Origin of the sequence: Bradyrhizobium sp. WSM2254 (assembly GCF_000472645.1) — a bacterium.
Lineage (GTDB): Bacteria > Pseudomonadota > Alphaproteobacteria > Rhizobiales > Xanthobacteraceae > Bradyrhizobium > Bradyrhizobium niftali.
Genome location: NZ_AXAB01000020.1, coordinates 139,872 through 163,744 on the forward strand (window position 1 = coordinate 139,872; position 23,873 = coordinate 163,744).

At 64.8% G+C, this 23,873-nt stretch carries 22 protein-coding genes; 21 read left to right on the top strand and 1 reads right to left on the bottom strand.

Going from position 1 to position 23,873, the window contains the following annotated elements:
* Positions 1–57: 57 nt before the first annotated feature.
* The 12 genes from A3M7_RS0115440 to A3M7_RS0115495 all read left to right on the top strand — a co-directional run bounded on the left by A3M7_RS0115440 (position 58) and on the right by A3M7_RS0115495 (position 10,775).
* Positions 58–663: a chromate transporter gene (locus A3M7_RS0115440; protein WP_027544746.1), complete on the top strand. Its 606-nt coding sequence runs from the start codon at positions 58–60 to the stop codon at positions 661–663.
* Complete coding sequence (locus tag A3M7_RS0115445; protein WP_027544747.1) at positions 660–1,190, top strand: chromate transporter; 531 nt, start codon at positions 660–662, stop codon at positions 1,188–1,190. The genes A3M7_RS0115440 and A3M7_RS0115445 overlap by 4 nt, the downstream gene beginning before the upstream one ends.
* Before the next feature lie 94 nt (positions 1,191–1,284).
* Positions 1,285–2,046: a tripartite tricarboxylate transporter TctB family protein gene (locus tag A3M7_RS0115450; protein ID WP_027544748.1), complete on the top strand. Its 762-nt coding sequence runs from the start codon at positions 1,285–1,287 to the stop codon at positions 2,044–2,046.
* 7 nt (positions 2,047–2,053) lie between these two features.
* Positions 2,054–3,568, top strand: coding sequence for a tripartite tricarboxylate transporter permease (locus tag A3M7_RS0115455; protein WP_027544749.1), 1,515 nt, complete (start codon positions 2,054–2,056; stop codon positions 3,566–3,568).
* A gap of 122 nt (positions 3,569–3,690) precedes the next feature.
* Positions 3,691–4,674, top strand: a complete 984-nt coding sequence (locus A3M7_RS0115460) for a tripartite tricarboxylate transporter substrate binding protein BugD (protein WP_027544750.1) — start codon at positions 3,691–3,693, stop codon at positions 4,672–4,674.
* A 171-nt stretch (positions 4,675–4,845) separates the two neighbouring features.
* Positions 4,846–5,640, top strand: a complete 795-nt coding sequence (locus A3M7_RS0115465; RefSeq protein ID WP_011089252.1) for a thymidylate synthase — start codon at positions 4,846–4,848, stop codon at positions 5,638–5,640.
* A gap of 5 nt (positions 5,641–5,645) precedes the next feature.
* Complete coding sequence (locus tag A3M7_RS0115470) at positions 5,646–6,131, top strand: GNAT family N-acetyltransferase (protein WP_027544751.1); 486 nt, start codon at positions 5,646–5,648, stop codon at positions 6,129–6,131.
* The gene (locus A3M7_RS0115475; RefSeq protein ID WP_027544752.1) at positions 6,131–6,640 is read left to right on the top strand and encodes a dihydrofolate reductase; all 510 of its coding nucleotides are present in this window, start codon (positions 6,131–6,133) and stop codon (positions 6,638–6,640) included. The genes A3M7_RS0115470 and A3M7_RS0115475 overlap by 1 nt, the downstream gene beginning before the upstream one ends.
* A 153-nt stretch (positions 6,641–6,793) precedes the next feature.
* Positions 6,794–7,936 carry an FtsH protease activity modulator HflK gene (gene hflK / locus A3M7_RS0115480; RefSeq protein WP_027544753.1) on the top strand — a complete coding sequence of 381 codons (1,143 nt, stop codon included), beginning with the start codon at positions 6,794–6,796 and terminating at the stop codon, positions 7,934–7,936.
* Positions 7,933–8,829 carry a protease modulator HflC gene (gene hflC / locus A3M7_RS0115485; protein WP_027544754.1) on the top strand — a complete coding sequence of 299 codons (897 nt, stop codon included), beginning with the start codon at positions 7,933–7,935 and terminating at the stop codon, positions 8,827–8,829. The genes hflK and hflC overlap by 4 nt, the downstream gene beginning before the upstream one ends.
* 69 nt (positions 8,830–8,898) lie before the next feature.
* The gene (locus tag A3M7_RS0115490; protein ID WP_027529575.1) at positions 8,899–9,105 is read left to right on the top strand and encodes a DUF2065 domain-containing protein; all 207 of its coding nucleotides are present in this window, start codon (positions 8,899–8,901) and stop codon (positions 9,103–9,105) included.
* Positions 9,106–9,248: 143 nt separating this feature from the next.
* The gene (locus tag A3M7_RS0115495; protein WP_027544755.1) at positions 9,249–10,775 is read left to right on the top strand and encodes a Do family serine endopeptidase; all 1,527 of its coding nucleotides are present in this window, start codon (positions 9,249–9,251) and stop codon (positions 10,773–10,775) included.
* A 95-nt stretch (positions 10,776–10,870) separates the two neighbouring features.
* On the opposite strand, the gene serB is transcribed toward A3M7_RS0115495, so the two are convergent.
* Positions 10,871–11,776, bottom strand: a complete 906-nt coding sequence (gene serB / locus A3M7_RS0115500; RefSeq protein WP_027544756.1) for a phosphoserine phosphatase SerB — start codon at positions 11,774–11,776, stop codon at positions 10,871–10,873.
* 11 nt (positions 11,777–11,787) lie between these two features.
* On the opposite strand from serB, the gene miaA reads away from it, so the two are divergent.
* From miaA to A3M7_RS0115545, 9 genes are all read left to right on the top strand, one after another.
* On the top strand, positions 11,788–12,744 hold the full coding sequence (gene miaA / locus A3M7_RS0115505) for a tRNA (adenosine(37)-N6)-dimethylallyltransferase MiaA (protein ID WP_027544757.1): 957 nt from the start codon (positions 11,788–11,790) through the stop codon (positions 12,742–12,744).
* A gap of 329 nt (positions 12,745–13,073) precedes the next feature.
* Positions 13,074–14,849 carry an acetolactate synthase 3 large subunit gene (locus A3M7_RS0115510; RefSeq protein ID WP_027544758.1) on the top strand — a complete coding sequence of 592 codons (1,776 nt, stop codon included), beginning with the start codon at positions 13,074–13,076 and terminating at the stop codon, positions 14,847–14,849.
* Between the two features lie 206 nt (positions 14,850–15,055).
* The gene (locus A3M7_RS0115515) at positions 15,056–16,009 is read left to right on the top strand and encodes a threonine dehydratase (protein WP_027544759.1); all 954 of its coding nucleotides are present in this window, start codon (positions 15,056–15,058) and stop codon (positions 16,007–16,009) included.
* Between the two features lie 151 nt (positions 16,010–16,160).
* Positions 16,161–16,703, top strand: a complete 543-nt coding sequence (ilvN, locus tag A3M7_RS0115520; RefSeq protein ID WP_011089241.1) for an acetolactate synthase small subunit — start codon at positions 16,161–16,163, stop codon at positions 16,701–16,703.
* Positions 16,704–16,706: 3 nt separating this feature from the next.
* Positions 16,707–17,402, top strand: a complete 696-nt coding sequence (locus tag A3M7_RS0115525) for a class I SAM-dependent methyltransferase (RefSeq protein WP_027544760.1) — start codon at positions 16,707–16,709, stop codon at positions 17,400–17,402.
* A 48-nt stretch (positions 17,403–17,450) separates the two neighbouring features.
* Positions 17,451–18,326, top strand: a complete 876-nt coding sequence (locus A3M7_RS0115530) for an EamA family transporter (protein ID WP_027544761.1) — start codon at positions 17,451–17,453, stop codon at positions 18,324–18,326.
* A 7-nt stretch (positions 18,327–18,333) separates the two neighbouring features.
* Positions 18,334–18,936, top strand: a complete 603-nt coding sequence (locus A3M7_RS0115535; protein ID WP_027544762.1) for a LysE family translocator — start codon at positions 18,334–18,336, stop codon at positions 18,934–18,936.
* Between the two features lie 132 nt (positions 18,937–19,068).
* Complete coding sequence (gene ilvC, locus A3M7_RS0115540; RefSeq protein WP_027544763.1) at positions 19,069–20,088, top strand: ketol-acid reductoisomerase; 1,020 nt, start codon at positions 19,069–19,071, stop codon at positions 20,086–20,088.
* 357 nt (positions 20,089–20,445) lie between these two features.
* A complete protein-coding gene (locus A3M7_RS0115545) occupies positions 20,446–23,829 on the top strand; it encodes a PAS-domain containing protein (RefSeq protein WP_245284253.1) in 3,384 nt (1,127 codons plus the stop codon).
* Positions 23,830–23,873: the final 44 nt, after the last annotated feature.

The window sequence follows — 23,873 nt, forward strand, 5'->3', positions numbered from 1 at the left end:
CGGACAGCCACAGGTCCGATCTTGGCCTCGCTGCGGCCCGCGTTCTAAGCTCCTGACATGTCCACGGATTCAGCACCGGCCGCCCAAGAGCCGGATCGTGCCGCAGCCGGCGGCCCTCCGCCCAGCCTGGCCGCGTTGTTCGCGGCCTTCGCCCGGATGTCCCTGGCCGGTTTCGGCGGGGTCCTGGTGTTTGCCCGGCGGGCGATTGTCGAGCAGCACCGCTGGATGACGGCGGACGAGTTCAACGAAACCTTCGCGCTCTGCCATTTCCTGCCCGGCCCCAACATCGTCAATCTGTCGATGGTCTTCGGCGCGCGGCTCCGCGGAATCGCGGGCGGCGTTGCCGCCTTTGCCGGGCTGCTGCTGCCGCCGACGCTGATCATGACCGTGCTTGCGATCGTCTACGCCCGGTTCGGCGATGTGGAGGTGCTGCGCCGCATCCTCGCGGGCATCTCCTGCGCGGCGGTCGGCCTGCTGATCGCGGTGGTCTTCCGCATGATGACGCCGCTGCTCAAGCGGATGGACGCGGTTGCGCTCATCCTGATGCTCAGTGTGTTCCTCGCCATCGGCGTGCTTCGCCTGCCGCTCCAGGCGGTGCTGCTGGTCGCGATCCCCGTGAGTGTCGGCGCCACCTTCCTCCTGCGGCGGAAGGTAGCAGCGTGAACGCCGAGAACCCGATCTGGGCGCTGATCTCCACCTTCGCTCTGATGTCGCTGTTCGCGGTCGGCGGCGCCGCGGCGGCGGTGCCCGAGATGCACCGCATCGCGGTCGATGTGCATCACTGGATGACCGACAAGCAGTTCACTGATGCCTACGCGATCGCGCAGCTCTCGCCAGGTCCGAACGTGCTTATCGTGACGTTAATCGGCTATGCGGTCGCCGGCATCCCCGGCGCGCTGGCAGCGACGCTGGCGATGTGCCTGCCGACCGCGCTGGTTGCCTATTATGTCAGCCGGCTCTTGAACCGGCCCAGCCAATCGCGCTGGCCCGGCCTGATCCAGGCTGCACTGGTTCCGCTCTCGATCGGATTGATGGCGGCGAGTGCGCTGATCCTGGCCCAGGCGACCGATCGCACAATTGCCGCGGTGCTTCTGACCGCGATGGTTGCGGTGCTCGCAGCGGTCTCGCGCATCAATCCACTGTGGCTCCTGCTCGCCGGAGGCTTGATGGGTTTTGCTGGCATTGTGTAATGAAAATCGCTAGGCAGTGATCCGGGCGAGGGATCCATTTCCAGCCGATTAGAACAACACTGCGCGTGACTTACGGGTCGCGGAGGAGACATGCATGGCCGATACGATGGGCCACTCAGCGACAGCCACCCGAAACACCTCGGTGGCGCTCGGCTTTTGTCTGCTGGCCATTGCGCCGCAGATATTCGAATTCATCTGGTCGATCGGGACGATTTTTGGCTGGGGCGCGGGACGCGGCCCGGCCACCGTCCTGATCAGCCACGCCACCGCGCTGGTCGCGGGCGCTCCCGCGGCACTGATCGGATCGGTCGGCGGTGAGACCAAGAAGGCGTCATCCGACGTGCTGCTGGCGCTGATCTATTCCTACCCGATCCTTGTGGTGGCCATCGTCTCTCTATTCATGACGATCCGGTCGGCTCAGGATTATGTCGGCGGCGTCATTCTGATGGCGCTCGCGCTGTTCGCGCTGTGGGCCTCGAGCGATTTGCAGGGCATGCGCGGCTTCTCCTTCGGTGCGGGCACCGCGCCGCGCATGTTCGGCGGGCTGCTGGTCGCGCTGTCCGCGGGCATCGCCTTGACCGGCCTTCTGACCGACGGGCCGGCGATGGCCCATTATTCCTGGCGCGGGCCGCTGTTCGTGATGGCCTCGATCGTGTTTTTCGCCCTGGCGATCCGGCCGCTCGGCCTCGTGGTCTCCGCCTTCGTGAGCTTCATGATCGCGGCGATGGGTTCGCACGAGACGCGCTGGCTGGAGGCCGCCATCGTCGGCGCCTGCCTGACGCTCGGCTGCGCGCTGCTCTTCCCCTACGTGCTCGGGCTACCGATGCCGATGTTTCCGCGTTTCCTGATCCAGTGAGGGCGTGATGGATATTTTTGCCAACCTCGCCCACGGCTTCGCCGTCGCGCTTTCTCCGATCAACCTCCTGATGTGTCTGATCGGCGCCCTCGTCGGCACGCTGGTCGGCGTTCTCCCTGGTATCGGCACCATCGCCACGGTGGCGATGCTGCTGCCGATCACCTTCGGACTGCCGCCGGTCGGCGCGCTGATCATGCTCGCCGGCATCTATTACGGCGCGCAATATGGCGGCTCGACCACGTCGATCCTGGTCAACATACCCGGCGAGGCGACATCGGTCGTCACCGCCATCGACGGTCACCAGATGGCCAAGCAGGGCCGTGCCGGCCCGGCGCTGGCGATCGCCGCGATCGGCTCGTTCTTTGCCGGCTGCGTCGCGACCGTGCTCATCGCCGTGCTCGGCGCGCCGCTGACTAAGCTCGCGCTGGCCTTCGGCCCGGCCGAGTATTTCTCGCTGATGGTGCTCGGCCTGATCTTCGCGGTCGTGCTGGCCAAGGGCTCGGTGCTGAAGGCGATCGCGATGATCGTGCTCGGCCTGCTCATGTCGATGGTCGGCTCGGACATCGAGACCGGCGCCTCGCGCATGGCCTTCAACATTCCGGAGCTCGCCGACGGTCTCGGCTTTGCGACGGTGGCGATGGGCGTGTTCGGCTTTGCCGAGATCATCCGCAACCTCGACGCCGGCGCCGAGATGAACCGCGACCTCGTGCAGCAGAAGATCACCGGCCTGATGCCGACCAGGAAGGATCTGCGCGACTCCGCGCCTGCCATCCTGCGCGGCACCGTGCTCGGCTCGATCCTCGGCATCCTGCCGGGCGGCGGCGCCGTGATCGCGTCCTTTGCGGCCTATACGCTCGAGAAGAAGATCGCCAAGAACCCGTCGCGGTTCGGCCGTGGCGCGATCGAGGGCGTGGCGGCGCCGGAGAGCGCCAACAACGCGGCGGCGCAGACCTCCTTCATCCCGCTGCTCACCCTCGGCATCCCGCCGAACGCGGTGATGGCGCTGATGGTGGGTGCGATGACCATCCATGGCATCGTGCCGGGTCCGCAGGTGATGCAGAAGCAGCCGGACCTCGTCTGGGGCATGATCGCCTCGATGTGGATCGGCAACCTGATGCTGATCATCATCAACCTGCCGCTGGTCGGAATCTGGGTCCGCCTGCTGCGCGTGCCTTACCGGCTGATGTTCCCCTCGATCGTGATCTTCTGCGCGATCGGCATCTACTCGGTGAACAACGCGCCGGTCGACGTCATCCTCGCCGGCGTGTTCGGTCTCGTCGGCTACTGGCTGATCAAGCACGATTTCGAGCCGGCACCGCTGCTGCTCGGCATGGTGCTCGGACCGCTGATGGAAGAGAACCTGCGCCGCGCACTGCTGATCTCGCGCGGTGACTGGAGCGTGTTCCTGACGCGTCCGCTGTCGGCAGTGTTGCTGGCGATCGCGGCGAGCCTGTTGATCCTCACGGTGCTGCCTGCGCTGCGCGCCAAGCGCGACGAGGTGTTCACCGAATCCGAGAACTGATCGCGTCGCGCCTGCGTTCGCGCGCCGCATTCGGAAGTCGAATCGACTTGTGTGATGACTTCGTGACATGAAAATGCCGGCCCTTGTGGCCGGCATTTTTGTTTGCGTCCCGGGGAAACGACATGACTTCTATTCGCGCGCTCGCTACGGGCGCATGTGCCGTCGCGCTTGCATCGCTGTGCGCGTTTGTCGCACCGTCTCAGGCGCAGACCTATCCGACGCGCGGCATCACCATGATCGTGCCGTTCGCAGCCGGCGGCCCGACCGACGTGATCTCGCGCATCGTCACCGCGCACATGGCGCAGACGCTCGGGCAGAGCATCATCATCGAGAATGTGGTCGGCGCCGGTGGCACCACCGCGACTGCGCGGGCCGCGCGCGCGGCCAATGACGGCTATACGCTGATCACCGGGCATATGGGCACCCATGCCGCATCCGTGCCGCTCTATCCGAAGCTTGCCTATCATCCGGAGAAAGACTTCGAGCCGATCGCGCTGCTCGCGGGCACGCCGATCCTGATCCTCGCGCGCAAGGATTTTCCGCCGAAGGACCTGAAGGAGTTCGTCACCTACGTGAAGGCCAATGCCGAGAAGGTGAACGCGGCGCATGCCGGCGTCGGCTCGGTCTCGCACGTGTCCTGCGAACTCTTGCACTCCATCCTCGACATCAAGCCGGTCGGCGTGCCCTTCAACGGCACCGGCCCCGCGATGAACGCGCTGGTGGCGGGGCAGGTCGACTACATGTGCGACCAGATCGTCAACGCCGTGCCGCAGATCAACGCCGGCACCATCAAGGCCTATGCGATCGCAACGGTCGAGCGCAATCCGTCGCTGCCGAACGTGCCGACGACGACGGAAGCCGGCCTGCCTGCGTTCCAGGCCCAGGCCTGGAACGCGATGTTCGCCCCGAAGGGAACTTCGCCGGCGATCGTGGCGAGCCTGAACGCCGCCGCCGTCAAGGCGCTCGACGACGGGACCGTGCGCAAGCGGCTGCTCGAGCTCGGCAGCGTCATCCCCGGTCCCGCGGACCGGACGCCGGAGGCGCTGGCCACTCTCGTCAAGAACGAGATCGCGAAGTGGACCCCGGTGCTCAAGCCGGCAAGTTAGGCAGCACTTTCAAGCCGATAGAGGAGGGGCGGGACGCGAGTTCCGCCCCTTGCCGTTTGCACCGGAAACGCTCACTTTTTCCGGGTATAATCGGTGCAGGCAGCGAATCGCCGCTGTCGCAGCGCGGGGGTGGCCGCTAAGTTCGCCGCCTCCCCAAAGGCTCTATGGCACATGCACCAGTATCAGGACCTGCTCGAGCGGATTCTTTCAGACGGCGCCGAGAAGACCGACCGGACGGGCACCGGCACGCTCTCGGTGTTCGGCCATCAGATGCGCTTCAATCTGTCGGCCGGCTTCCCGATGCTGACCACCAAGCGGCTGCCGCTGAAGGCGATCGTGCACGAGCTGTTGTGGTTCCTGAAGGGCGACACCAACATCAAATATCTGCGCGACAACGGCGTCACCATCTGGGACGAGTGGGCGGACGCCAATGGCGACCTCGGCCCGGTCTATGGTCATCAGTGGCGCTCGTGGCCGGCGCCGGACGGACGCAGCATCGACCAGATCGCCAATGTCGTCGACATGATCAAGCGCAATCCGGATTCACGCCGCCTGATCGTCTCGGCGTGGAATCCGGCCGAGGTGGACAAGATGGCGCTGCCGCCGTGCCACTGCCTGTTCCAGTTCTATGTCGCCAACGGCAAGCTGTCGTGCCAGCTCTATCAGCGCTCGGCCGACGTGTTCCTCGGCGTGCCCTTCAACATCGCCTCCTATGCGCTGCTGACCATGATGGTGGCGCAGGTCACCGGCCTCAAGCCCGGCGACTTCGTGCATTCGTTCGGCGACACCCATCTCTATTCCAACCATCTGGAGCAGGCGAAGCTCCAGCTCACGCGCGCGCCGCGTGCGCTGCCGGTGATGCGGATCAACCCCGACGTGAAGGACATCTTCTCCTTCCGCTTTGAGGATTTCGAGCTCGTCGGTTACGATCCGCATCCGCACATCAAGGCGGAAGTCGCGGTCTAGCGCAGATGTCGCTCAACATCCGCCGCGTGCGTCCGGGGGAAGCCGGGCTCGTTCTTTCCTTCATCCGCGAGCTCGCCGAATACGAAAAGCTCTCGCACGAGGTCGAGGCGACCGAGGCTGACATCGCGGACGCGTTGTTCGGCGACAGACCGCAGCTCTATTGCGCGATCGCCGAGTGGAACGGCGAGGCGGTCGGCTTTGCGGTCTGGTTCGCCAATTTCTCCACCTTCAGCGGCCGTCACGGCATCTATCTCGAAGATCTGTATGTGCGGCCGTCGCATCGGGGCAAAGGCCTCGGCAAGGCGCTGCTGGTCTATCTCGCAAAGGAATGCGTCGAGAACGGCTGGTCGCGCCTGCAATGGGCGGTGCTCGACTGGAACGTGCCGTCGATCGCGTTCTACAAGTCGCTCGGCGCCGTCATGATGGACGACTGGACGCTGTGCCGAGTCACCGGTCCTGCGCTGACGCGGCTTGCCGGGAGCGAGACCTGATGGAGATCGTCTTCGTCGTCGCGATTGCGGAGAACGGCGTCATCGGCGCTGGCGGCGCGATTCCGTGGCGGCAGAAATCCGACATGGCGCGCTTCAAGGCGCTCACGATCGGCAAGCCCGTGATCATGGGCCGCAAGACGTTCGAATCCCTGCGCCGGCCGCTTCCGGGCCGCACCAACATCGTGATCACGCGCGATGCGGCCTATCGCGCCGCCGGGGCCGTCGTCACGATATCGGCCGCGGATGCGGAGGCGGTTGCGCGCGGCGATGCACTGCGGCGTTCGGTCACCGAGATCGCGGTGATCGGCGGCGCCGAGATCTATCGGCAATGGCTGGATCGTGCCGATCGCCTCGAAATCACCGAAGTGCATGCGCGCCCCGAAGGCGACACGCATTTCGCCATCGACACGGCAAAATGGGAGGAGACGGCGCGCATCCGTCATCCTGCCGGACCGGACGACAGCGCCGATTTCTCCTATGTGACATATCGTCGGCGGCCGCGCCATTAACCGCATTCGCCAATGTTAACATTGACTTTTCCGCCCCCGGGCTTAGCTGCAAAGACAGCCCGGGTTGCGTTGTAAGGGACCTGCCTGTCCCCTATAAAGCCGGACCGGACAAAGCGGGCAGGGGCAATTCCACCCTGCCGAGGAGAGCGTCGAATGCCGTGGAAGAATCAGGGCGGTGGCCCATGGGGCTCGGGTCCAAAGGGACCATGGGGCTCAGGCCCGCAACCGGTCGGGCCGAGGCCGCCGGATCTGGAAGACCTTCTGCGGCGTGGCCAGGACCGCCTCCAGCAGATCATGCCGGGCGGCTATTTCTCCGGCGTCGGCATCACGCTGATCATCCTGATCATCCTCGCGTTCTGGCTGCTGTCGGGCTTCTTCCGCGTGCAGTCCGAAGAGCGCGGCGTCGTGCTGCGCTTCGGCAAGCATGTCCGCACCGTGGATCCGGGCCTGAACTATCATCTGCCCTATCCGATCGAGACAGTGCTGCTGCCCAAGGCGCTGCGCGTCAACACCATCTCCATCGGCATGACGCTGATCGACGATCCGGCACGGCGCGGCCGCTCCATTCGCGACGTGCCCGAAGAGAGCCTGATGCTCACCGGTGACGAGAACATCGTCGACGTCGACTTCACCGTGCTATGGCGCATCAAGCCCGACACCGGCGGCGTCGGCGACTTCCTCTTCAACATCCAGAATCCCGAAGGCACCGTGAAGGCGGTCGCCGAGAGCGCGATGCGCGAGGTGATCGGCCGCTCGCAGATCCAGCCGATCCTCACCGGCGCGCGCAACGTCACTGAACAGGGCGTGCAGGAACTGATCCAGAAGACTCTGGACAGCTACGGCGCCGGCATTCAGATCAGCCAGGTGCAGATGCAGAAGGTCGATCCGCCGGCGCAGGTGATCGACGCCTTCCGCGACGTGCAGGCGGCGCGCGCCAATCTCGAGCAGTTGCAGAACGAAGCACAGACCTACGCCAACCAGGTGGTGCCGCAGGCACGCGGACGTGCGGCGCAGATCATGCAGGCCGCCGAAGGCTACAAGGAGCAGGCGGTTGCCGAGGCCAAGGGCCAGAGCTCGCGCTTCCTGAAGGTTTACGAGGAATACAAGAAGGCGCCCGAAGTGACGCGTGAACGGATCTACCTGGAGACGATGGAGCGCGTGCTCGGCGGCGCGGACAAGCTCGTCTATGACGGCGGCCCCTCGGGCCAGGGCGTCGTGCCCTATCTGCCGCTCGGCGAATTGACGACGAAGCGGCCTCCTGCCGCCGGTCAGCAAACGGGCGGAGGTAGCCGATGAGGTCTCCGGTCACAGGTATCGTCACCCTCCTCGGGCTCCTGCTCGTCGTGATCGTCGGCTACATGTCGTTGTTCACGGTGCAGCAGACCGAGCAGACCATCGTGCTTCAGTTCGGCAAGCCCGTCGACGTCGTCACCGATCCCGGCCTGCACTTCAAGGCGCCGTGGAACTCGGTGATCAACATCGACAAGCGGATCCTCGATCTGGAGAACCCGTCGCAGGAAGCGATCGCATCCGACCAGAAGCGGCTCGTGGTGGACGCCTTCGCGCGCTATCGCATCAAGGATGCGCTGCGCTTCTATCAGAGCGTCGGTTCGATCCAGGCCGCCAACATCCAGCTCACCACGCTTCTGAACGCGGCGCTGCGCCGCGTGCTCGGCGAGGTCACCTTCATCAACGTGGTGCGGGACGACCGCGAGAAGCTGATGCTGCGCATCCGCGACCAGCTCGATCGCGAGGCCGACGGTTACGGTATCCAGGTCGTCGACGTCCGGATCCGGCGCGCCGACCTGCCGGAGCAGAACAGCCAGGCGGTCTACCAGCGCATGAAGACGGAACGCGAGCGGGAAGCCGCCGAGTTCCGGGCGCAGGGCGGCCAGAAGGCACAGGAGATCCGCTCCAAGGCCGACCGCGAGGCGACCGTGATCGAGGCGGAAGCCAGGTCGCTGGCCGAGCAGACCCGCGGCGTCGGCGACGCCGAGCGCAACCGCCTGTTCGCGGAAGCCTACGGCAAGGATGCCGACTTCTTCGCCTTCTACCGGTCGATGACGGCCTACGAGAACGGGTTGCGCGCGAACGACACCCGCTTCCTGCTGCGGCCGGACTCGGATTTCTTCCGGTTCTTTGGTAACCCGTCCGGCAAGGCGGCGACCGCGGCGCCGGCAAAGCCGTAAGCCTGACAAGGGCGGCAGATCTGGCCGCCCTTCGTCCAGAAGAACAGTACAACGGGAGGTTCCAATCCGATGAGGTCCATTGCGTTCGCCGACTTCCTCATCGGCTTAGGCATCCTGTTCGTGCTGGAAGGCTTGATGTTCGCGGCAAGTCCGAACTGGATGCGCAAGGCCATGAAGAGCGCCATCGCCACGCCGGACAACATCCTGCGGGTGGTCGGGATCGGTTCGGCCGTGGCCGGCCTGATCCTGATCTGGGTGATGCGGCGCCCGATCTAGACCTCGCGCCAACGCCAAAGTGAAGGCAAGGAACCGGTTTTCGCCGTATTATGCGGGTCTTGAGGCCCGTGAAGCTCCGCGCTTGCGCCGTGCCCCCGTTCGAGCGCAGTCTTGGCGCCGAATCCCTTTCTCTGGAGATCGCTATGACCGCTGCCATCATTGCCCCGTCCCGCTTGCGCCATCGTGCGCGACTTGGCGTGAGAATTGGGCTGGCCGCGCTCGCCGTTAGTGCTTTCGGCGCGTTCGGCTCGCCGGCTCATGCGCGCGGGCCGGAGGGCATCGCCGACGTCGCCGAGAAGGTGATCGACGCGGTCGTCAATATCTCGACCTCACAGACCGTCGAAGCCAAGGGCGGCGGCAGCAACACCATGCCGCAACTGCCGCCCGGCTCGCCCTTCGAGGAGTTCTTCGACGACTTCTTCAAGAACCGCAGGGGTCCCGGTGGTCCCGGCGGCGGCGGCAAGGGCGGCGACAACGGCCCGCCCCGCAAGACCAACTCGCTCGGCTCCGGCTTCATCATCGACACGTCAGGCGTCGTCGTCACCAACAACCACGTCATTGCGGACGCCGACGAGATCAACGTCATCCTCAACGACGGCACCAAGATCAAGGCCGAGCTGGTCGGCGTCGACAAGAAGACCGACCTCGCCGTATTGAAGTTCAAGCCGTCGAAGCCGCTGGTCGCGGTGAAGTTCGGCGACTCCGACAAGCTGCGCCTCGGCGACTGGGTGGTCGCGATCGGCAACCCGTTCAGCTTGGGCGGTACGGTGACGGCCGGCATCGTCTCGGCCAAGAACCGCGACATCTCCTCGGGTCCCTATGACAGCTACATCCAGACCGACGCGGCCATCAACCGCGGCAATTCCGGCGGTCCGCTGTTCAATCTCGATGGCGACGTCATCGGCGTCAACACGCTGATCATCTCGCCCTCCGGCGGCTCGATCGGCATCGGCTTTGCCGTGCCGTCGAAGACGGTCGTGGGCGTGGTCGACCAGCTCCGCCAGTTCGGCGAACTGCGCCGCGGCTGGCTGGGGGTGCGCATCCAGAGCGTCACCGACGAGATCGCCGAGAGCCTCAACATCAAGCCGCCGCGCGGCGCGCTGGTTGCGGGCGTAGACGACAAGGGCCCGGCCAAGCCCGCCGGCATCGAGCCCGGCGACGTCGTCGTCAAGTTCGACGGCAAGGACGTCAAGGATCCGAAGGATCTCTCCCGCGTCGTCGCCGACACGGCGGTCGGCAAGGAAGTCGACGTCATCATCATCCGCAAGGGCGAAGAGCAGACCAAGAAGGTCACGCTCGGCCGCCTCCAGGATCCCGACAAGGTGCAGGCCGCGGTGAAGACCGACGAGCCCCCGCCCGAGAAGCTGGTGACGCAGAAAGCGCTCGGCCTCGATCTCGCCGCGCTGAACAAGGACCTGCGCACGCGCTACAAGATCAAGGACAGCGTCAAGGGCGTGGTCGTCACCAATGTCGACGCCAATTCCGATGCTGCCGAGAAGCGCCTGTCCGCCGGCGACGTCATCGTCGAGGTGGCGCAGGAGGCCGTCTCCAGCGGCGCCGACATCCAGAAGCGGGTCGACCAGCTCAAGAAGGACGGCAAGAAGTCGGTGCTGCTGCTGGTCTCCAACGCCGACGGCGAGCTGCGGTTTGTTGCGCTGAGCGTGCAGTAACTTCATCCGTCATTCCGGGGCGATGCGAAGCATCGAACCCGGAATCTCGAGGTTCCGGGTCTGGTGCTTCGCACCATCCCGGAACGACGATTGTGTCAGGCCTCCACAAACTCCTCGCGCCGATACCCCTGCGCATACAGCAGCGCGGTGAGATCGCCATGGTCGATCCGTGCCGCGGCGGCGGCGGCCACCGCCGGCTTGGCGTGATAGGCCACACCCAGTCCCGCCGCCTGGATCATCGCCAGATCGTTGGCGCCGTCGCCGACCACGACCGAGTCGATGTCGTCGAGATCGAACGACTCCATCAGATCCACCAGCGTCGCGAGCTTGGCCGCGCGGCCCAAAATCGGCTCCTTGACCTCGCCGGTGAACTTGCCGTCGCGCACGATCAGCTCGTTGGCGCGGTTCTCCTGGAAGCCGATCTTGGCGGCGACCGCGCTGGTGAACAGCGTGAAGCCGCCGGAGACGAGGCAGGTATAGGCGCCGTGCGCTCGCATGGTCGCGACCAGCGCGCGGCCGCCCGGGGTCAGCGTGATGCGCTTTTCCAGCACCTCGTCGACGACACTGGCGGGCAGGTCCTTCAAGAGCGCAACGCGCTCGCGCAGCGCCGGCTCGAACTCGATCTCGCCGCGCATCGCGCGCTCGGTGATGGCGGCGACATGGGCCTTCATCCCGACGAGATCGGCGAGCTCGTCGATGCATTCCTGGCCGATCATGGTGGAATCCATGTCGGCGAGAAAAAGCTTCTTGCGCCGGGCGCCGGCAGGCTGCACGACGATGTCGATCGGCAGGTCGCCGCGAAGCTCGCGCAACCGCTGTTCGATGGCGTGACGGTCGCCTTCGAGGTTACTGTCGGCGCTGAAGGGAATGTCGACCGCAACCCCGTCGAACAGCCAGTGCGCAGGCGCCGCCTGAGGCAGCACGGCGCGGGCGCCGTCGACGATGGTAGAGTCGAGCGCGGGACTATCGGGATTGCAGATCAGCGTGGCGACGAGGGACATTTGAGGTTTTCGTGAGCGAGAGGCAAGTCAGCAGAAGCCATGTCGGCAAGGCCGTGCTTATCGCAGGCCCGACCGCCAGCGGCAAGTCGGCGCTGGCGCTCGAGCTGGCACTCGCCACCGGCGGCGTTGTCATCAATGCCGATTCCATGCAGGTCTACCGCGACCTGCGCATCATTACGGCGCGCCCGACACGGGCAGACGAGGCGCTCGTGCCGCATCACCTCTACGGCCACGTCGATGCCGCCGTGAATTTCTCGGCCGGCGCCTGGGTGAACGATGCGGCGACGGCGCTCGAAGAGGCGAGAACCCAAGGCCGCCTGCCGATCTTCATCGGTGGTACCGGGCTCTATTTCAAGGCGCTGACGGCGGGCCTCTCCGTGGTGCCGCCGATCCCCGCCGAGGTGCGCGAAGACGTGCGCGCGCGGCTGGAGCGGAACGGTGTCGAGGCGTTGCATGCGGAACTCGCGGCCCGCGATCCACGTGCGGCCGAGCGATTGAACCTGCGCGACCGCACCCGGATCGCGCGCGCGCTCGAAGTGGTCGAGGCGACCGGGCGCTCGCTGCTCGACTGGCACCAGGAGGGTCAGCCGCCGCTGTTGCCGCAGGACAGTTTTCGCGCGGTGTTCCTCGCCCCCGAGCGTGACGAGCTCTATGCCCGCATCGATGCCCGCTTCGACGCCATGCTTGGTGCCGGCGCCTTGAGGGAGGTCGAGCGCCTCACCGCCCGAAAGCTCGATCCCTTGCTACCGGCGATGAAGGCCCACGGCGTGCCGGCCCTGATCCGGCATTTGCGCGGTGAGCTCAGCCTGGACGAGGCGGCCACGATCGGCCGCGCCGATACCCGCCACTACGCCAAGCGCCAGTTCACCTGGTTCCGGCACCAATTGCCGGAGTTCGAATGGGTGAAGCTGGAGGAGGCGAGGGGCTGGCTGGCGGCGACCGTGAACGCGGCGCAGGACCCCGACTGACGTGCTTTTGTGCCGGGTTCCCGAATTTTACCTCTCGCCGAACCCCGGGAACACCGCTACACTGCCAAAATCGCGCGGGAACGGCCGCATTGCCTTGACATCCAGGCTTTGGTCGCTATGTTTCGCGCAACCTTTGGGAAGCCGGGCACCTGCCATGCGTAACATTATTACCAAGCTCCTTATCGCCGTCGTACCCAGGCACACCGCCGGGGATGGCTAGCTGCCATCCACATGACAGGCGGTGTGCATGGGCCCTCTTCGGGGCCTTTTTTATTTCCTGAACCCGACACGAACGAAGCCGCTGGCAACAGCGCATCCGGAGCAAGCCAATGACCGACAAGAGCCACGATCCGAACCAGATGACCGGCGCCGCGATGATCGTCCGCGCGCTCATCGATCACGGCGTGACCGACATTTTCGGCTATCCCGGCGGCGCGGTGCTTCCGATCTATGACGAGATCTTCCAGCAGAGCGAGGTCCAGCACATCCTGGTCCGGCACGAGCAGGGCGCGGGCCACGCCGCCGAGGGCTATGCGCGCTCGACCGGCAAGCCGGGCGTTGCGCTGGTGACCTCCGGTCCCGGCGCCACCAACATGGTGACGCCGCTGACCGACGCGCTGATGGACTCGATCCCGCTGGTCTGCATCTCCGGCCAGGTGCCGACGCATCTGATCGGCAACGACGCGTTCCAGGAATGCGACACGGTCGGCATCACGCGTCCCTGCACCAAGCACAATTGGCTGGTGCGCGACGTCAACGATCTCGCAAAGGTCCTGCACGAGGCGTTCTACGTTGCGACCACGGGCCGTCCGGGCCCGGTGCTGGTCGACGTGCCCAAGGACGTGCAGTTCGCGACCGGCACCTATCATCCGCCGCGCAAGTCCGACGTGCACCGCTCCTACGCGCCGCGCGTGAAGGGCGATGCGACGCAGATACGCAAGGCCGTCTCGCTGCTCGCGAACGCCAAGCGTCCCGTGATCTATAGCGGCGGCGGCGTGATCAATTCCGGCCCTGAAGCGACCAAGCTGCTGCGCGAGCTGGTCGAGGTCACCGGTTTTCCGATCACCTCCACGCTGATGGGCCTCGGCGCGTACCCGGCGTCGGGCAAGAACTGGCTCGGCATGCTCGGCATGCACGGCACCTATGAGGCCAACATGACGATGCATGATTGCGACGTCATGCTGTGCGTCGGCGCGCGCTTCGACGACCGCATCACCGGCCGCGTCGATGCGTTCTCGCCGGGCTCGAAGAAGATCCACATCGATATCGATCCGTCTTCGATCAACAAGAACATCCGGGTCGACGTGCCGATCATCGGCGATTGCGGCAACATCCTCGGCGACATCCTCCAGGTGTTCAAGGCGGAGGCGAAGAAGCCCGACATCAAGGCGTGGTGGCAGCAGATCGCGCAGTGGCGCGCCCGCAACTCGCTCTATTACAGGAAGAGCAACGACGTCATCCTGCCGCAGCACGCGATCCAGAGCCTGTTCGAGGCGACGCGGGGCCGGGATACCTACATCACGACCGAGGTCGGCCAGCACCAGATGTGGGCGGCGCAGTTCTACGGCTTCGAGGAGCCGCATCGCTGGATGACGTCGGGTGGGCTCGGCACCATGGGCTACGGCCTGCCGGCCGCGGTCGGCGTGCAGGTGGCGCACCCGGACAGCCTCGTCATCGACATCGCCGGCGATGCCTCGGTGCAGATGACGATCCAGGAGATGTCGACGGCGGTCCAGTACGAACTGCCGATCAAGATCTTCATCCTGAACAACCAGTACATGGGCATGGTGCGGCAGTGGCAGCAGTTGCTGCACGGCAACCGCCTGTCGCATTCCTACTCGGAAGCGCTGCCGGATTTCGTCAAGCTCGCGGAAGCCTATGGCGGCGTCGGCATCCAGGTGCACAAGCCTTCAGATCTCGACGGCGCCATCCAGGAGATGATCTCGGTCAAGCGTCCGGTGCTGTTCGACTGCCGCGTCGCGGCGCTCGAAAACTGCTTCCCGATGATCCCCTCCGGCAAGGCGCATAACGAGATGCTGTTGCCGGAGCAGGCGAACGACGAGGCGACGGCCAAGGCGTTCGCGGGCGGCAAGGCGCTGGTGTGAGTCGGTAGGGTCATGACGCAGCAGCGACGAGCGCTCTTTCTTCGCCTCTCCCCGCATGCGGGGAGAGGCCGGATTGCGCGCGAGCGCAATCCGGGTGAGGGGGAGTCTCCGCGAGTCTCTCTGTCACCGTCCCCGCGGAGAGTCCCCCTCACCCCAACCCTCTCCCCGCAAGCGGGGCGAGGGAGCAGACCGCATGCGGGGTTACAATGTTCGACCTGAACGAGCTCGAGCACGCACACGACATCGTGCGGCAGGCGGTGCCGGCGACGCCGGCGCATGCCTGGCCGCTGCTGAGCCAGCGGCTCGGCACGCAGGTCGTGGTCAAGCACGAGAACCACACACCGACTGGCGCCTTCAAGGTGCGCGGCGGGCTCACCTACGTCCACCATCTCAAGCGCGAGCAGCCTGCAACACGTGGCCTGATCTCGGCAACGCGCGGCAATCACGGCCAGAGCATCGCCTTTGCCGGGCGTCGTCACGGTCTGCCGGTGACGATCTACGTGCCCCGCGGCAATTCGATCGAGAAGAACCGCGCGATGATCGCCTTCGGTGGCGACCTCGTCGAGCATGGCGACGACTTCCAAGAGGCCCGCGAAGAAGCCTATCGTCGGGCCGAGCGCGACGGCCTTCACATGGTGCCGGCTTTCCACCCCAACGTCGTGCTTGGCGTGGCGACCTATGCGCTCGAACTGTTCCGGGCCGCACCGGATCTCGACATTCTCTATGTGCCGATCGGGCAGGGCTCCGGCATCTGCGGCTGCATCATGGCCCGTGACCTGCTCGGCCTGAAGACCGAGATCGTTGGCGTGCAGTCGACCGAGGCGCCGTCCTACGCTCTGTCCTTTGCCGCGCGCGCCGTGGTGAACACCAACAGCAGCAACACGCTCGCTGACGGCATGGCGACCCGTGCTCCCGATGCGGATGCGCTCGCGCTCATCGTTAATGGTGCCTCGCGTATCGTCCAGGTGACGGACGATGAGATAGCGCTCGCGATCCGTGCGCTCTGGACCGATGCACATAATCTCGCCGAAGGCGCCGGAGCAGCCCCGCTCGCCGCGGCACTTCAGGAAAAGACAAAATTGTCAGGCAAGCGCGTCGGTCTCGTGCTGTCCGGCGGCAATATCGATTTCGATCTGTTCAAGCGATGGGTGGTCGCATGATTGCGCGAGCGCTCGCCAATTGCACTACTGTCATCGTCCGGCTTGACCGGGCGATCCAGTACGCCGCGGCAGATGTGAGACTCACTATGCCGGTGACTACTGGATGCCCCGCCTTCGCGGGGCATGACAGGAAAGAATAGAGGGGACGACAATGAACCAGCCCGCATCCGCCTACTTCATCGAAGACCGTCACGATCCCAACGAGACGCACACGCTTTCGGTGCTCGTGCAGAACGAGCCCGGCGTGCTCGCGCGCGTCATCGGCCTGTTCTCCGGGCGCGGGTACAACATCGAGAGCCTCACGGTCTCGGAGACCGAGGCGCAGAAGCATCTGTCGCGCATCACCATCGTCACCACCGGCACGCCGATGGTGATCGAGCAGATCAAGCACCAGCTTGACCGCATGATCCCGGTCTACCGCGTCGTCGACATGACCCAGACCAAGCGCTCGATCGAGCGCGAGCTTGCGATGGTGAAGGTGCGTGGGCAGGGCGAGCACCGGGTCGAGGCGCTCAGGCTGGCGGATGCGTTCCGCGCCCGCGTGATCGACGCCACCACCGAGAGCTTTGTGTTCGAGATCACAGGCAATACGGACAAGATCAATCAATATATCGATCTGATGCGCCCGCTCGGCCTTGTCGAGGTGTCGCGCACGGGCGTTGCCGCGATCGGCCGCGGGCCTGAAGGGATGTGAGCCATGCTGGCGCGCGACTGGTACTATAACGAGCGGAACCGGATGGGCATCGAGCCCGCGGTGGCGTCGATCTACGACAGCCACGACGATGCCGATCTGCGGGCGCGCGCCGCCCTGAAAATGCTCGGTGTCCAGCGCGGCTGGCGCATCGCCGACATCGGCTGCGGCAACGGCGTGCTCGCCACCGAAGCTGCGCTGATGGGCGCCGAGGTCGACGCCATCGACATCTCGCCGGCGATGCTGGCGCTCGCCGAGATCTATGCGCGGGACCGCAAGGCGCCCGTGCGCACGCAATCGGCCGGCCTGCTCAGCTTCGCCTACCGGCCGGAATCCTACGATCTGATCGTCAGCGAGTTCACGCTGCATCATCTGCCTGATTTCTGGAAAGTGGTGGCGATGTCGCGGATCTTTCGCGCGCTGAAGCCGGGGGCGAGCTTCTATCTGCGCGACATCGTCTATGCCTCGATGCCCGACGCGGTCGAGCGCGACGTCGAGCAGTGGGCAGAATTCCAGATCAAGAACCACGATTTCTCGCGCGAGGGCGTGGTCACGCATATGCGCGACGAGTATTCCACCTTCGGCTGGGTGATGGAGCGGATGCTGACCGACGTCGGCTTCACGCTGGTCTCGGCCGACTATCACGCGCCGATGCACGGCACTTATCTGCTGCGGAAACCGAAAGCCGGCGAGCAAGGCTAGACCAGAAAAGAAACAGGGCTGCACGACAGGGCAGAACCGGAAACAACAATGAAGCCGGCCGACATCCTCATCGCCCTCCTGGTGGCGATCATCTGGGGGCTTGCCTTCGTGGCGAGCCGGATCGCGCTCGACGAGTTTTCGCCGGAGCTGATGACGGCGATGCGCTTCATTATTGCCGCGGTACCGTGCCTGTTCATTCCCAAGCCGAAGGTCGCCTGGTCGCTGTTGATCGCGATCAGCTTCACGCTGTTTCTCGGCCAGTTCCTGAGCCAGGCCTATGGCATCGCCCATGGCGTGCCGGTGGGGCTGACCTCCGTCGTCGTGCAGAGCCAGGCGCTGTTCACGATCGGCTTTGCCGCGATCGCCTTCGGCGAACGGCCGACGCCGATGCAGACCCTCGGCATCGTCATCGCCGCAGCCGGCCTGCTGATGATTTGCGGCACCGTCGGCTACGATTTCAGCGTCGGCGCCTTCGCGGTGCTGATGATCGCGCCGGTCAGCTTTGCCGTCGGCAACATTCTGCTGCGCGGCGCGCGCGGCGTTCCGATGTTCGACCTGTTTGCCTGGCTTTGCCTTGCCACTGCGGTCCCGTTGTTCGCCCTCTCGCTCGTCGTCAACGGGCCGGCGCCGACCTTCCAGTCCCTGATCCACATGTCGCTGACCGGTCTCGTCTGCCTGCTGATGATCGGCGCCATCTCCACCAGCATCGCCTATTGGCTGTGGGGCCGGCTGCTGCGCGACTATCCAGCTGCCCAAGTGGTGCCGTTCGCTCTGCTGGTGCCGTTCGTCGGCTCGGCCGCCTCCAGCATCGTGTTCGGCGAACGCTTCGGACCCCTGAGGCTCGCCGGCATGCTGACCGTGATCGGCGGTATCGCGGTGATGGTGCTGGCGAAGCGCCCGCAAGTCCTGCCGAAGATCGCGTGAGGTGAATATGGCTTACTCGCTCTTCTATGCCTTCCTCGCCTTCATGGTGGTGATGTACTTCACCCCCGGGCCGAACAACATCATGCTGCTGGCGTCGGGCCTGACCTACGGCTTCCGGCGCACCATCCCCCACATCGCCGGCATCGTCATCGGCTTTGCCTTCATGGTCGCCGCGGTGGGCCTCGGGCTAGGGACCGTGTTCCTGGCCTATCCGATCCTCCAGACCATCCTGAAATATGCCGGTGCGGTCTACCTGATCTATCTTGCTGCCGTGATCGCCATGTCCGGCCCGACCACGCCGGACGGCGAGAGCGGCCGCGGCCCGATGACCTTTTGGGGCGCGGCCATGTTCCAGTGGATCAACGCCAAGGGCTGGGTGATCGTGATCGGCACCATCACCGCCTATGCGGCGATTGCCCAGTTTCCGGTCAACATCGCGATCCAGACCCTGATCAGCCTGCTCGTCGGCACGGTCTCGACCGTGGTCTGGGCCCTGTTCGGCACTGCGCTGCGGCCGGTCCTGACCTCCGAGCGGCTGGTCCGCGCCTTTAACGTCGTGATGGCACTCCTGCTGCTCGCCTCCCTCTACCCCGTTTTCATGGATGCATGATGTCGCGGATTTCCATGCAGAAACGGGTTTCCCTAGGGGCTGAAAATGCTCTAGACAGCCCCCGAAATCCGCAAATTTCACCCTTCGGACACTGAGCTTTGGCCGATTCTGGCCCTGAATGAGGAAACGACTATGCGTGTTTATTACGATCGCGACGCCGACCTGAACCTGATCAAGGGCAAGAAGGTCGTCATCGTCGGCTATGGCAGCCAGGGCCACGCCCACGCGCTGAACCTGAAGGATTCCGGCGTCAAGGAAGTCGCCATTGCGCTGCGCAAGGGCTCGGCCTCGGCCAAGAAGGCGGAAGCCGCCGGCTTCAAGGTGATGGAAGTCGCCGAAGCCGCGAAATGGGCCGACCTCGTCATGATGCTGACCCCGGACGAACTCCAGGGCGACATCTATCGCGAGCACCTGCACGACAATATGAAGAAGGGCGCCGCCCTCGTCTTCGCGCACGGCCTCAACGTCCACTTCAACCTGCTCGACCCGCGCGCCGACCTCGACGTGCTGATGATCGCGCCGAAGGGCCCCGGCCACACCGTGCGCTCGGAGTATCAGCGCGGCGGCGGCGTGCCCTGCCTGATCGCGATCGCCAAGGACGTCTCGGGCAACGCCCATGACCTCGGCCTGTCCTACGCCTCCGCCATCGGCGGCGGCCGCGCCGGCATCATCGAGACCACCTTCAAGGAAGAGTGCGAGACCGACCTGTTCGGCGAGCAGGTCGTGCTCTGCGGCGGCCTGGTCGAGCTGATCAAGGGTGGCTACGAGACGCTGGTCGAAGCCGGCTACGCCCCGGAGATGGCCTATTTCGAGTGCCTGCACGAAGTGAAGCTGATCGTCGACCTGATCTACGAAGGCGGCATCGCCAACATGAACTACTCGATCTCCAACACCGCCGAGTATGGCGAATACGTCACCGGTCCGCGCATCGTCACCGCGGAGACCAAGGCCGAGATGAAGCGCGTTCTCGCCGACATCCAGGGCGGCAAGTTCGCCCGCGACTGGATGCTCGAGAACAAGGTCAACCAGACCTCGTTCAAGGCGACCCGCGCCAAGCTCGCCCAGCACCCGATCGAGGAAGTCGGCGCCAAACTGCGCGACATGATGCCCTGGATCAAGAAGGGCGCGCTGGTCGACAAGAGCAAGAACTAAGCACCGTCATTCCGGGGGCGCGACGACCTCGCGCCCCCGGACCTCGATCCATGTTCATGAGTTTCCCGGGTTTGCACGGACGCCAGCCCTGGGAATGACGCGGGGAGGCGATGTCCGCCTCGCGCCGGTGTGAGCTCGCTGATCGTGCGCGCCGGTCCCCCGTGTCGCGCGAGGCTCCGGCCCAAACCGGCTTCGGTTTTGCAGCAGCATCGGCTGTTTTTCAGCGCCCCCAAGTATTAGGACACCATTGCTGACCTGATTTCCGTACGACTACGGGATCGAATTGCGATGGGCAGATCAACCAAATCTTAGCGCGGCCGGGCGAGGGTGAGCCATTGCTCGTACCGCAGATGGACAATGCTGAACGCTTGGCGAAGGCTGGCCGGATCGCCTGGATCGTCCGTCACGATCCTGGGCGTCGTGTTTTCGCTCGTTGTCTTCGCCTTGTTCCTCGTTGATCTGGGCATCCGTTATCGAGAAGCAGTCGCATCTGCGAAAACCGACGCGCTCAATCTCTCGGCCATTCTGGCCGAGCATGCCGCGGTGACGTTCGAAGACATCGATCGCGTGCTGCTTGAGGCGCAGGCGATCCGCAAGGACGCTTTGTCCGGAAAATACGCTGATCCCGGTGCGGCCAATATCGCGCTGCGTCAACTGGTCAGGAGCTCGTCGATTCTCGTCGCGGTCGGCTGGACCGATGCGTCCGGCGCCGTCGTTGCACATTCCTATGATCACGCGCTGCCGCGCAGCAACATCTCAGACATGTCGCACTTCATCGCGCAACGCGACGGCACCGGCACCGGACTGTTCGTTGCGCCACCCTATCGCTCGGCGGGCGGCGACAAATGGTTCAGTGCTGCGTCGCGCCGGTTGAACAACCCGGATGGGAGCTTTGCGGGCATCGTTACTGCGCCGCTGGACCAATCCTTTCTGCTGAAGATCTATCGCAAGATCGACCTGGGCCCGGACGGCTCGGTGGTCCTGCTCCATCGCACCGGACGGGTCCTCGCGCGCGTACCGGAACAGAAGGATGTCCTGGGCAAGTCGGTCGCCGGCGGCCCGCTGTTTACCAAGTATCTGCCGGTCTCCGAGGTGGGCTCATACGAGCTCACGAGCCCCATCGATGGCATCGCGCGCATTGCCGGCTACAAGGCCGTGCCCGGCCTGCCGCTGGTCATGGTCGTGACCTACACGCGCAGTTACGCGTTGCAGCCATGGTACCGCCATCTCTACACCTTCGGCCCGCTAGCCGCCGCGATCGTCACCATTATTCTGATCGGCACATTCCTGCTGCGGCGGCAAACGAATGCGCTTGCTGCTGCGAGTGCCCGGTTCGACGCCGCGTTGAGCAACATGCCGCATGGGCTCAGCATGTTTGACGCCGACGAGAGGCTATTGGTCGCCAACAGCCGTTACCGCGAGATGTACGATCTCACGGAGTCGCAGGTCGAACCTGGAACGCTGCTCAGCAGCATCGTCGGCCACTACAAGGCGACGGGAGCCGACCTCGATGCGGAGGAATTCCTCGAGGGGGCAAAGCACCGGGCGCAACGAATCTTCACGCTTGGCAACGGCCGGATCATCTCGATCCTGCGCACGCCCATGGCCGACGGTGGCTGGGTCGCGACCCATCAGGACATCACCGAGAGGCGGCGAGACGAGATCCTGCTGGCCGAAAATGCCGCCGAGCTGAAGCTCATCAACACGCGGTTCGATGTCGCAATCAGCAACATGCATCAGGGTCTGTGCCTGTTTGATGCCGACAAGAACCTGGTCGTCTCCAACAGCCGCTATCAGCAGATGTACGATCTGCCGGACGAGCTGGTGCGGCCAGGCACGCCGCTGCAACGGATATTGCAATACTATGCGGATCGCGGCGAAACGAGCTCTCTGACGGTCGACCAGCATGTCCAGTTCATGCCGACCCAGCGGCAGCAGGACTACGCGTTGAAAGACCACCGCCAGATCCTGATCCAGCGCAAGCCGCTGCCGGATGGCGGCTGGGTCGCGACGCACGAAGACGTCACCGAGCAAAAACGCGGCGAGCAGATGCTGGCCCAGAAGGCAGCGGAGCTGGAGGCGATCAATACGCGCTTCGATGCCGCCCTCAACAACATGTCCCAGGGGCTCTGCATGTTCGATGCGGACCAGAGGATCGTGGTCTCAAACGCACGCTATGCCGAAATTTATCATCTGAGCGGCGATCAGATCGGGCCAGGTACTTCGCTGGCGCAGATTCTCGAATATCGCCGCGAAAAAGGGACGTATTTTGCCGACGTGGCGCCGGACGTCTACCTCAGCCAGAACGTGAAGCAGCTGAGCGAGATCCGGGAACTTGCCGACGGCAGGGTGGTCGCGATTGCGCGCCACATGATGCAGGATGGCGGCTGGCTCACGACCCACGAGGATATTACCGATCGAGCGAGAAACGAGAAGCGTATCGCCTATCTGGCGCAGCACGATCTGCTCACGGGTCTTGCGAACCGCGCCGTGTTCTCCGAAAAGCTCGACGATGCTGCAAAGCGGTCGCAGCGTCATGGCACGACGTTCACCGTGCTGATGCTGGATCTCGACAGGTTCAAGGCCGTCAACGATACGCTCGGTCACGCCGCGGGCGACCAGCTGCTGGTCGAGGTGGCGCGGCGGTTGAGTTCATCGTTGCGGGATACCGATGTGCTGGCGCGGCTCGGTGGCGACGAATTCGCGATCATCCAGGAGAACGAAAAAAATCAGAGCGAGGGCGCGATTGCTCTCGCTCTGAGGATCATCGGCCTGATCGAGCAACCCTTCGATCTTGGCGGCCATCGCGTCAGCGTCGGCACCAGCGTCGGCATCGCCTTCGCGCCGGAGCACGGCGCCGACGCCGAGACGTTGCTGCAGAAGGCGGATGTCGCGCTCTACGTGACGAAATCTGCGGGCCGAAACGATTTCCGCATCTTCCAGCCCGAAATGACGCAGGCTGCCGACACACAGAAGTCGATGGAAGGCGAACTGCGGGAAGCGATGGCCCGCAACGAGTTCGAGCTGCACTACCAGCCGGTGATCGACGCCAGGACGCGCAAGATGACGGGGCTGGAATGTTTCGTGCGCTGGCATCACCCGTCGAAGGGCGTGCTGGCGCCTTTGCAGTTCCTTGATGTCGCCGAGCAGGCCGGACTGATGGTGCCGCTCGGTGAATGGATATTGCGACAGGCCTGCCTGGACGCGGCTGCCTGGCCAGCGCACATCAGGGTCGCCGTCAACGTGAGCGCCGCCCAGTTCCACAGGAGCAACGTGCTCGACGTCGTCCTGTGCGCGCTGGTCGAGTCGGGGTTGTCGCCGGAGCGCCTTGAGCTCGAAATACCGGACGTTGCGCTCCTGGAGGGGAATCTGTCGGCTCACTTGCTCACTGTCCGGCAACTGAAGAACCTTGGCGTCGGCGTCGTCCTCGACAATTGCGGCGTGGGTTATTCCGCGGGGAGCTACCTCCAGAGCTTCCCGTTCGACAAGCTCAAGATCGACCGGACGATCGCGCAGGGCTGCGCAACGCGAAAGGACTGCGCGGCAGTCGTCGCCTCTGCCGTCGCATTGGCGCGCGGTCTCGATGTCGCCACGGTCGCCAAGGGGGTCGAGACCCCTGCGCAATTCGAGGCCCTTCGAGCGGCGGGAGTGGACTTGGTCCAGGGATATCTGTTCGGGCGACCCGTGCCGAACTCTGAAGTCAGTTTCGATATGCCGTTGCCGGCACAAAACGTCGCGTGATCTCATGACCTCCGTCGGAACACAGGCAACTCAACCCACGAGGT

Bases quoted from the DNA above. Each gene is read 5' to 3' on its own strand.
- A3M7_RS0115495 (WP_027544755.1), top strand. From the start codon at position 9,249: ATGACCGCTGCCATCATTGCCCCGTCCCGCTTGCGCCATCGTGCGCGA.
- ilvC (WP_027544763.1), top strand. From the start codon at position 19,069: ATGCGTGTTTATTACGATCGCGACGCCGACCTGAACCTGATCAAGGGC.
- A3M7_RS0115450 (WP_027544748.1), top strand. From the start codon at position 1,285: ATGGCCGATACGATGGGCCACTCAGCGACAGCCACCCGAAACACCTCG.
- A3M7_RS0115455 (WP_027544749.1), top strand. From the start codon at position 2,054: ATGGATATTTTTGCCAACCTCGCCCACGGCTTCGCCGTCGCGCTTTCT.
- A3M7_RS0115490 (WP_027529575.1), top strand. From the start codon at position 8,899: ATGAGGTCCATTGCGTTCGCCGACTTCCTCATCGGCTTAGGCATCCTG.
- A3M7_RS0115525 (WP_027544760.1), top strand. From the start codon at position 16,707: ATGCTGGCGCGCGACTGGTACTATAACGAGCGGAACCGGATGGGCATC.
- A3M7_RS0115530 (WP_027544761.1), top strand. From the start codon at position 17,451: ATGAAGCCGGCCGACATCCTCATCGCCCTCCTGGTGGCGATCATCTGG.
- A3M7_RS0115510 (WP_027544758.1), top strand. From the start codon at position 13,074: ATGACCGACAAGAGCCACGATCCGAACCAGATGACCGGCGCCGCGATG.
- serB (WP_027544756.1), bottom strand. From the start codon at position 11,776: ATGTCCCTCGTCGCCACGCTGATCTGCAATCCCGATAGTCCCGCGCTC.
- hflC (WP_027544754.1), top strand. From the start codon at position 7,933: ATGAGGTCTCCGGTCACAGGTATCGTCACCCTCCTCGGGCTCCTGCTC.
- A3M7_RS0115465 (WP_011089252.1), top strand. From the start codon at position 4,846: ATGCACCAGTATCAGGACCTGCTCGAGCGGATTCTTTCAGACGGCGCC.
- A3M7_RS0115545 (WP_245284253.1), top strand. From the start codon at position 20,446: ATGCTGAACGCTTGGCGAAGGCTGGCCGGATCGCCTGGATCGTCCGTC.
- ilvN (WP_011089241.1), top strand. From the start codon at position 16,161: ATGAACCAGCCCGCATCCGCCTACTTCATCGAAGACCGTCACGATCCC.
- A3M7_RS0115470 (WP_027544751.1), top strand. From the start codon at position 5,646: ATGTCGCTCAACATCCGCCGCGTGCGTCCGGGGGAAGCCGGGCTCGTT.
- A3M7_RS0115515 (WP_027544759.1), top strand. From the start codon at position 15,056: ATGTTCGACCTGAACGAGCTCGAGCACGCACACGACATCGTGCGGCAG.
- A3M7_RS0115440 (WP_027544746.1), top strand. From the start codon at position 58: ATGTCCACGGATTCAGCACCGGCCGCCCAAGAGCCGGATCGTGCCGCA.
- A3M7_RS0115460 (WP_027544750.1), top strand. From the start codon at position 3,691: ATGACTTCTATTCGCGCGCTCGCTACGGGCGCATGTGCCGTCGCGCTT.
- A3M7_RS0115475 (WP_027544752.1), top strand. From the start codon at position 6,131: ATGGAGATCGTCTTCGTCGTCGCGATTGCGGAGAACGGCGTCATCGGC.
- hflK (WP_027544753.1), top strand. From the start codon at position 6,794: ATGCCGTGGAAGAATCAGGGCGGTGGCCCATGGGGCTCGGGTCCAAAG.
- A3M7_RS0115535 (WP_027544762.1), top strand. From the start codon at position 18,334: ATGGCTTACTCGCTCTTCTATGCCTTCCTCGCCTTCATGGTGGTGATG.